Source organism: Acidovorax sp. JHL-9 (genome assembly GCF_000426205.1).
Lineage (GTDB): Bacteria > Pseudomonadota > Gammaproteobacteria > Burkholderiales > Burkholderiaceae_C > Acidovorax > Acidovorax soli.
The window spans coordinates 267,819-276,093 of the sequence record NZ_AUEX01000002.1 but is presented as its reverse complement, the minus strand read 5'-3'; the positions used below and the strand labels follow the sequence as shown (position 1 = coordinate 276,093).

The window sequence follows — 8,275 nt, the reverse complement described above, 5'->3', positions numbered from 1 at the left end:
GTGGGGATGTAGGTGTCCAGGGCTTCGGCCAGCTTCATGATGGCTTCTTCACCCAGCTTGCCCTTGTCGCCTTCCAGGGCGAGCTTGGCGGAACCGCGGATGATCGGGGTGTCGTCGCCAGGGAAGTTGTACTTGTCGAGGAGTTCGCGCACTTCCATTTCGACGAGTTCGAGCAGCTCTTCGTCGTCCACCATGTCGCACTTGTTCAGGAACACGATGATGTAGGGCACGCCCACCTGGCGGGCCAGCAGGATGTGTTCGCGGGTCTGGGGCATGGGGCCGTCAGCGGCCGAGCACACCAAAATGGCGCCGTCCATCTGGGCTGCGCCGGTGATCATGTTCTTCACGTAGTCGGCGTGGCCGGGGCAGTCCACGTGGGCATAGTGGCGGTTGGCCGTCTCGTATTCCACGTGGGCGGTGTTGATCGTGATGCCGCGGGCCTTTTCTTCAGGTGCCGCGTCGATCTGGTCGTAGGCCTTGGCTTCGCCGCCAAACTTGGCCGACAGCACCGTGGCGATGGCCGCCGTCAGCGTCGTCTTGCCATGGTCCACGTGACCGATCGTGCCCACGTTGACGTGGGGCTTGGTGCGTTCAAACTTACCTTTTGCCATTTTCAGTTCTCCAAAGAGCGATGCCTGTGTAGTGGTTTAACGTCTGCATCCGGTTGCTGGTTCGCCCTGCACAGGCAACGGGGCGGCACCGGATCGCAGATTGCAAAAATGATTTGCTATTCAATCAACAGCTACCAGCGCCTATGGAACAAGCGCCAGAGCCCGATTCAGCCAGAGGGGACAGAGCGGCAGAACCGGTCCGTCCCCAGGGACTTATTTGGCGCGCGCAGCCATGATGGCTTCCGACACGTTGCGCGGTGCTTCGCTGTAGTGCTTGAATTCCATCGAGTACGTGGCGCGGCCTTGCGTTGCGGAGCGCAGCGTGGTCGAGTAGCCGAACATTTCCGACAGAGGCACTTCGGCCTTGATGGCCTTGCCGCCGCCAGGAATGTCTTCCATGCCTTGCACCATGCCGCGACGGCTGGACAGATCGCCCATCACGTTGCCGGCGTAGTCTTCGGGCGTTTCCACTTCCACGGCCATCATGGGCTCCAGGATCACGGGGTTGGCCTTGCGGCAACCTTCCTTGAAACCGAAGATGGCAGCCATCTTGAACGCCAGTTCGTTCGAGTCCACGTCGTGGTACGAACCGAAGTGCAGCGTGACCTTGACGTCCACCACGGGGTAGCCCGCCAGCACGCCCTGCGTGACGGCTTCGTTGATGCCCTTTTCCACGGCCGGGATGAATTCGCGGGGAACCACGCCACCCTTGATCGCGTCGACGAATTCGATGCCCTTGCCGGCTTCGTTGGGTTCGATCTTGAGCACGACGTGACCGTACTGGCCCTTACCGCCCGACTGGCGCACGAACTTGCCTTCGGCCTCTTCCACCGTCTTGCGGATGGTTTCACGGTAGGCCACCTGGGGCTTGCCGACGTTGGCTTCCACGCCGAACTCGCGCTTCATGCGGTCCACGATGATTTCGAGGTGCAGTTCGCCCATGCCGGAGATGATGGTCTGGCCCGACTCTTCATCGGTACGCACGCGGAACGATGGATCTTCGGCTGCCAGGCGCTGCAGGGCGATGCCCATCTTTTCCTGGTCGGCCTTGGTCTTGGGTTCCACCGCCTGCGAGATCACAGGCTCGGGGAATACCATGCGCTCCAAGATGATCTGGGAGTTCACGTCGCACAGGGTTTCGCCGGTGGTCACTTCCTTCAGGCCCACGCAGGCAGCAATGTCGCCCGCGCGGATTTCTTCCACTTCCTGACGCTCGTTGGCGTGCATCTGCACGATACGGCCGATACGCTCTTTCTTGCCCTTGATGGGGTTATAGACGGTGTCGCCCTTGGTCAGCACGCCCGAGTACACACGCACGAAGGTCAGCTGGCCCACGAACGGGTCGGTCATCAGCTTGAATGCGAGAGCGGAGAACTTCTCGCCGTCATCCGCCTTGCGGGTAACCGGGTTCTCGTCTTCGTCGGTGCCCGTCACGTCAGGAATATCCGTCGGCGCAGGCAGGTAGTCGATCACGGCATCCAGCATGCGCTGCACACCCTTGTTCTTGAACGCGGTACCACACAGCATCGGATGGATTTCCGTAGCGATCGTGCGCGTGCGCAGGCCTTGCTTGATTTCAGCTTCGGAGAGGTCACCCTCTTCCAGGTATTTGTTCATCAGCTCTTCGGAGGCTTCGGCAGCCGCTTCCACCATCTTTTCGCGCCACTCCTTGGCGGACTCCAACAGATCGGCAGGAATGTCTTCGTAGCTGAACTTCATACCCTGGGAGGCTTCGTCCCAGATGATGGCCTTCATCTTGAGCAGATCCACCACGCCGGTGAATTTTTCTTCGGCGCCAATGGGGATCACAACGGGCACGGGGTTGGCCTTCAGGCGCAGCTTCATCTGGTCGTAGACCTTGAAGAAATTGGCACCGGTGCGGTCCATCTTGTTCACAAAGGCCAGACGGGGCACCTTGTACTTGTTGGCCTGGCGCCAGACGGTTTCCGACTGGGGCTGCACGCCACCCACGGCGCAATAGACCATGCAGGCGCCGTCGAGCACGCGCATGGAACGCTCCACTTCGATCGTGAAGTCCACGTGGCCGGGGGTGTCGATGATGTTGAAGCGGTGCTCGGGGTAGGTGTTGTCCATCCCCTTCCAGAAGCAGGTCGTGGCAGCCGAGGTGATCGTGATGCCACGCTCTTGCTCTTGCTCCATCCAGTCCATGGTGGCGGCACCATCGTGCACTTCACCAATCTTGTGGCTCACGCCCGTGTAGAACAGGATACGTTCGGTGGTCGTGGTCTTGCCAGCGTCAATGTGGGCCGAGATACCGATATTGCGGTAGCGCTCGATGGGGGTATTGCGAGCCATGGTGGATCCTTGATGGGTCGTATTGGAGAGGGTGTCGGGCAGCCATACTGGCAAGAAAGCCCGTCAATTTTGTGACTGCCTGAAATCGACACAAGGCTGCAGACAAAACGCCAGCAGCCTTGGGCCTCTATCAGGGCAAATCCGCCTTTTAGAAGCGGAAGTGGCTGAATGCCTTGTTGGCTTCGGCCATGCGGTGCACTTCGTCACGCTTCTTCATGGCGCCGCCACGGCCTTCGGTGGCCTCCAGCAGTTCGTTGGCCAGACGTTGGGCCATCGATTTCTCGCCGCGCTTGCGGGCGGCTTCCTTGATCCAGCGCATCGACAGGGCCAGGCGACGGACAGGACGCACTTCCACAGGCACCTGGTAGTTGGCACCGCCCACGCGACGGGACTTCACTTCCACCATGGGCTTCACGTTGTTGATGGCAACGGTGAAGGCTTCCAGAGGGTCCTTGTCGGGGTGCTTCTTCTCGATCAGCTCCAGAGCACCGTAAATGATGCGTTCTGCAACCGCCTTTTTGCCGCCTTCCATGATCACGTTCATGAATTTGGACAGCTCTACATTGCCGAACTTGGGATCCGGCAGGATTTCACGTTTGGGGACTTCGCGACGACGTGGCATTTTTTACCTCTATCTTTGCTTCAGTTGGCATCTTTTCAGACACCGCGAGAGCCATTTAGGACTCCCACTTACTCGACCCACGCAAGACATTTGCGCTTGGGGTCACTACGCTGCATCACCGCGCCACGCGGGAAACAGCACCTTTTATCTGGATCAACCGCAGGCTTATTTGGCCTTTGGCTTCTTCGCACCGTACTTGGAGCGCGACTGCTTGCGGTCTTTCACGCCCTGCAAGTCGAGCGAACCGCGCACGATGTGGTAACGCACACCGGGCAAGTCCTTGACACGACCGCCGCGAACCAGCACGACGCTGTGTTCCTGCAGGTTGTGGCCTTCGCCGCCGATGTAGGAAATGACTTCGAAACCGTTGGTCAGGCGGACCTTGGCGACCTTGCGCAGAGCGGAGTTAGGCTTCTTTGGCGTCGTGGTGTACACACGGGTGCACACGCCACGGCGCTGTGGAGAGTTTTGCATCGCGGGGCTTTTGGAGTTGGTCGTTTCGACCTGACGCCCCTGACGCACGAGCTGGTTAATGGTTGGCATGAATACGTCCCTAAACGTGAAATGCTTCGTGAAAGCGAAAACGTGAATCCCTTCGGAAATTCCGAAAAGCCTTCTAATGTATCAGCTTGACTTCAAATGGGCAAGCGGCTTGCGATTAGCGCCGGAATGTGGGGCACCCGCACCAGGCGGCCGGCCCTCGACACCGGCGCAACCCACGCCGCGAGCCATGCAAGGATCACCCCGTCCACCGGCTGCGCTCCCCTTCCCGCGCGCAGCGCGCGAGAGGGGGAAGGCGCACAGCACCTCAGGGGGCTGCTCCTTATTTAATCCACAACCGGATGGCGTCCCAGGCGCGGCCCAGGATGCCAGCCTGCTCGACGCCGTCCAGCGCCACCAGCGGCACCTCGACCAACGGTTGCTCACCCAGCACCACCTTGAGCGAACCAATCGCCTGGCCCTTGGTGAAGGGCGCCACCAGCGGGTCCTGGCGCACGATCTGCGTCGTGACCTTGCCGGCGCTGCCCGAGGGCACCGCCACGACGATGGCCTCGGAGCGACCGATCCGGATGGTGCTGGCCGTGCCTTTCCACACGGCGGGCGTGGCCACAGGCTGGCCGGCATCGAACAGCTTGACGGCATCAAAGGCGGTATAGCCCCAGTTCAGCAGCTTCTGGCTCTCGTTGGCGCGGGCGTTCTCGCTGGCGGCACCCAGCACGATGGACAGCAAACGCCGCTGGCCCACATTCGGAAACTCGCGCTTGGAAGTGGCCACCAGGCAGTAGCCGGCGGCTGCGGTGTGCCCGGTCTTGAGGCCGTCCACGGTGGGGTCGCGGAACAGCAGCGCATTGCGGTTGTTGCCATTGGAGGCGGGGGTGCCGGGGTAGCTGTACTGCTTGGTGGCGTAATAGTGCATGTACTCCGGGAAGTCCTTCATGAGCCGGGTGGCCAGGGTGGCCAGATCCCGCGCCGTGGTGGTGTGGCCGGGTTCCGTCAGCCCCTCGGGGTTCTTGTAGGCCGTGCCCTTCATGCCCAGGGCCTGGGCCTGGTCGTTCATGAGCTTGACGAAATTCTCGACCGTGCCACCCACGCCTTCGGCCAGGGCCACGGTGGCGTCATTGCCCGACTGCACGATCATGCCCTTGAGCAGATCGTCCACCGGCACCTGCATCTTGGGGTCGATGAACATGCGCGAACCGGGCATCTTCCAGGCCCGCACGCTCACGGGCAGCTTCTGCTCCAGCGTGATCTTCTTGGCGCGCAAGGCGTCAAAGACCAGGTAGCCCGTCATGAGCTTGGTGAGCGAGGCCTGCTCCACCGGCGCATCGATGTCTTTGGCCGCCAGCACCTGGTTGGCCGTCACATCCACCAGCAGGTAGGTGCGCGCGGCGATCTCGGGAGGCTGGGGCGCCTGGGCGTGGACGCCGAAGGCGGCAGGGGCAAGCACAGCAAGGACGGCCAGGGATCGCAACGCGGACAGGATTCGTTTCATGGGGCAACAAGGGGCTGGAAAGGCTCGGAAAAGGGTTGAGAAAAGACAGGAGGGAGGGCGGTGACCGGCCGGGGCCGGTTCGGGTCGTGCCTCTCAGGCGCCCGATTGCAGGTGGCGGACCACCAGATTCTTCAAAAGCGTCAATTGTCCGTGAAAGAAATGACCGCCACCGGGAACGACTGTGACAGGCAGTATCTGCGGTCGCGCCCAGTCGAGCACGGCCGACAGCGGCACGGTGTCATCGCGTTCGCCATGGAGCACCAGCGTACGCAGATGGGCCTCGGGGGGAACGGGCGCCACCGTGAAGCGGCTTGCGGCGGTGCCAACCAGCACCGCCTGCGCGACCTCGCGCTCGCCCCACAGGGCGGCCAGGGCGTGGCTGGTGACGAAGGCGCCAAACGAGAAACCGGCCAGCGCAATCGGCCCCTCGGGTGCCACCTGCCGCACCACGGCCAGCAGGTCCTGCAGCTCGCCACGCCCTTCGTCGTGGGCGCCGGCACTGGCGCCCACGCCCCGGAAGTTGAAGCGCACCGTGGTCCAGCCGCATTGGGTGAACGCGCGTGCCAGGGTCTGTACCACCTTGTTGTCCATGGTGCCGCCAAACAGCGGATGGGGATGGGCAATGACGGCCACACCGCGCGGGGCCGCGCCGTCGTGCGGGGAGGCCGCATCGCGCGCCGCCTCGATGGCGCCGGCAGCGCCGTTCAACGCCAGGCGTTCGGTTTGTGCATTCACAAATTGCTACCCATTCAATAGCATCAAGCGCTTGCCATATAAGCACCAGATGCAAAAACACCCAAAAAATGGCAGAGCGGCGCTCAGCGCCCAAGTTCCGGCGGCGTGAGCAGGCGTTCGACGATCTGGCCGTTTTTCAGGTGCGACTCCACGATTTCGTCGACATCGCTGGCGTCCACATAGGAATACCAGGTGCCCTCGGGGTACACCACGGCCACGGGGCCGGCGGCGCAGCGGTCCATGCAGCCTGCCTTGTTCACCCGCACCTTGCCGGGGCCCGCCAAGCCTGCCGCCTTGACCTGCGCCTTGCACCGGTCGAAGGCCTCCTGGGCGCCATGGTGGGCACAGCTGTTCTCGCCGTTGGCCCGGTCGTTCAGGCAAAAGAAGATGTGGCGGGCGAAATAGCCGGTCGCTGCGGCGGGGGTGGAGGGGGTGTCGCTCATCGGGTCATTCTAGTTTTTCGGCTCCCGGCGCGACACCCGAATGAGCACATAGGCCAGTGCGACATAGGGCCACAGCCAGCCCAGCCACTGGCCCAGGCCAAAAAAGCGGATGAAGCGCCCCTGCTCCCAGGTTTGCAGCGTATGGGCAAAATAGGCACTGGCGGGGGCCTGGTTGAGCAGCCCCAGATGCCAGGCCAGCGCCAGCAGCAACACCGCCGCGCTGGCGCGCCGCGGCAAGGCCAGCAGCAGCGCCGCCAGCCCCAGCGCCGCCCCCACCCCGACGCGCGTGGGCAGTTCCAGCCAGCTCCAGGCATGCGCTGGCCCCCAGCTCAGCGCCGCCGACAGGGCCGTGACCGCTATCCCCACCACCGCCACGGCGATGGCAAACAGGACGCGGCGCCCCACATGGCGGATGACGCAATAGCCCAGCAGACACGGGATCAGCAGCCCCAGCGTGACGCACAACAGCTCGCCGCCGGGAGACAGGGGCTCCAGCGGCGCATCGCGCACCGGCAGCCATTCAAGGAAGGGCGTGTCGGCCAGCAGCTCTTCGAGGCCCTGTTCCAGCCGCTCCAGCACCTGGCCCAGGCCAAAAGGCACGGCTGCCGGAAACAGCAGGGCCGCGGGCCACAACGCCAGCAGCACCAGCGCACCGCGCGCATCGCGCACGAACCAGCGGGCACGGAAATCGCTCCAGCGGTCGATGGCCCCCCAGCGCTCCAGCAGCGCCGCCGTGAACGCCCCCGCCAGCGTCCCTATGGCGTTGAGCAACAGGTCCAGGTTGGAAGGCACGCGCCGGGGCAGGTAGATCTGCAGATACTCCATCAGCAGCGACAGCAGCGAACCCGCCAGCGTGGCCAGCAGCACCGCCCCGCGCTCGCGGCCCGAACGCAGCAGCGCCAGCACCAGCAAAAAACCAAGGGGGGCATAACCCGCCATGTTGATGGCGACATCGAACCCCGTCCAGTACGGCGGCGGCAACGGTGCCGACAGGAACACCCAGGGATCAATCCCCTGATCGCGCCAGCCATCAAACGGGAACAGGCTGGCAAAGACAATCAGCGCTGCATGGATCAGCGCCAGTGGCCAGGCAGAGGTCTTGTGCACCGGCGCAGGCTCCGTGTGTCAGAACGGCTTGACCACCACCAGCACCACGGCCATCAGCAGCAGCAGCACGGGCACTTCATTGAACCAGCGGAACCAGACATGGCTCTTGCGGCTGGTTTCGGCGATGAGCTTGCGCAGCAGCACGGCGCAGGCGTGGTGGTAACCGATGACCAGCAGCACCACAGCCAGCTTGGCGTGCATCCAGCCATTGCCCGGACCGCGTCCGATGCCATAGCCCAGCCAGAGCCACAGGCCCAGCGCCACGGCAGGCACGGCCAAGATGGTGGTGAAGCGCAGCAGCTTGCGCGCCATCAGCACCAGGCGCTCGCGCTCGGCCACCGAGCCGGGCGCCACCATCGCCAGATTGACGAAGATGCGCGGCAGGTAGAACAGGCCAGCAAACCAGCTGGCCACGAAGACAATGTGAAGGGCTTTGATCCAGAGCATG

The 8,275-nt window shown here is 63.2% G+C and carries 9 protein-coding genes; all 9 read right to left on the bottom strand.

The window, feature by feature from the left end; all coding sequences use genetic code 11:
• The coding region (locus tag K225_RS0102930; RefSeq protein WP_026435015.1) for a GTP-binding protein at nt 1–611 on the bottom strand (611 nt) is incomplete at its 3' end.
• 213 nt (nt 612–824) lie between these two features.
• Nucleotides 825–2,927, bottom strand: a complete 2,103-nt coding sequence (gene fusA / locus K225_RS0102925) for an elongation factor G (RefSeq protein ID WP_026435014.1) — start codon at nt 2,925–2,927, stop codon at nt 825–827.
• Between the two features lie 148 nt (nt 2,928–3,075).
• Nucleotides 3,076–3,549: a 30S ribosomal protein S7 gene (gene rpsG / locus K225_RS0102920; protein ID WP_005798541.1), complete on the bottom strand. Its 474-nt coding sequence runs from the start codon at nt 3,547–3,549 to the stop codon at nt 3,076–3,078.
• A 165-nt stretch (nt 3,550–3,714) separates the two neighbouring features.
• Entirely contained in the window at nt 3,715–4,092 is a 378-nt protein-coding gene (gene rpsL, locus K225_RS0102915; RefSeq protein WP_024813771.1) for a 30S ribosomal protein S12, read from the bottom strand.
• A gap of 280 nt (nt 4,093–4,372) precedes the next feature.
• Complete coding sequence (locus K225_RS0102910) at nt 4,373–5,542, bottom strand: D-alanyl-D-alanine carboxypeptidase family protein (RefSeq protein WP_026435013.1); 1,170 nt, start codon at nt 5,540–5,542, stop codon at nt 4,373–4,375.
• Between the two features lie 93 nt (nt 5,543–5,635).
• On the bottom strand, nt 5,636–6,277 hold the full coding sequence (locus K225_RS0102905; protein WP_026435012.1) for an alpha/beta hydrolase: 642 nt from the start codon (nt 6,275–6,277) through the stop codon (nt 5,636–5,638).
• 83 nt (nt 6,278–6,360) lie between these two features.
• Nucleotides 6,361–6,720 (bottom strand): ferredoxin, encoded by a 360-nt coding sequence (locus tag K225_RS0102900; RefSeq protein ID WP_026435011.1) that lies wholly within the window; start codon nt 6,718–6,720, stop codon nt 6,361–6,363.
• Nucleotides 6,721–6,729: 9 nt separating this feature from the next.
• Nucleotides 6,730–7,827, bottom strand: coding sequence for a VanZ family protein (locus tag K225_RS0102895; protein WP_026435010.1), 1,098 nt, complete (start codon nt 7,825–7,827; stop codon nt 6,730–6,732).
• Nucleotides 7,828–7,845: 18 nt separating this feature from the next.
• Nucleotides 7,846–8,274, bottom strand: coding sequence for a CopD family protein (locus K225_RS0102890; protein ID WP_026435009.1), 429 nt, complete (start codon nt 8,272–8,274; stop codon nt 7,846–7,848).
• Nucleotide 8,275: the final 1 nt, after the last annotated feature.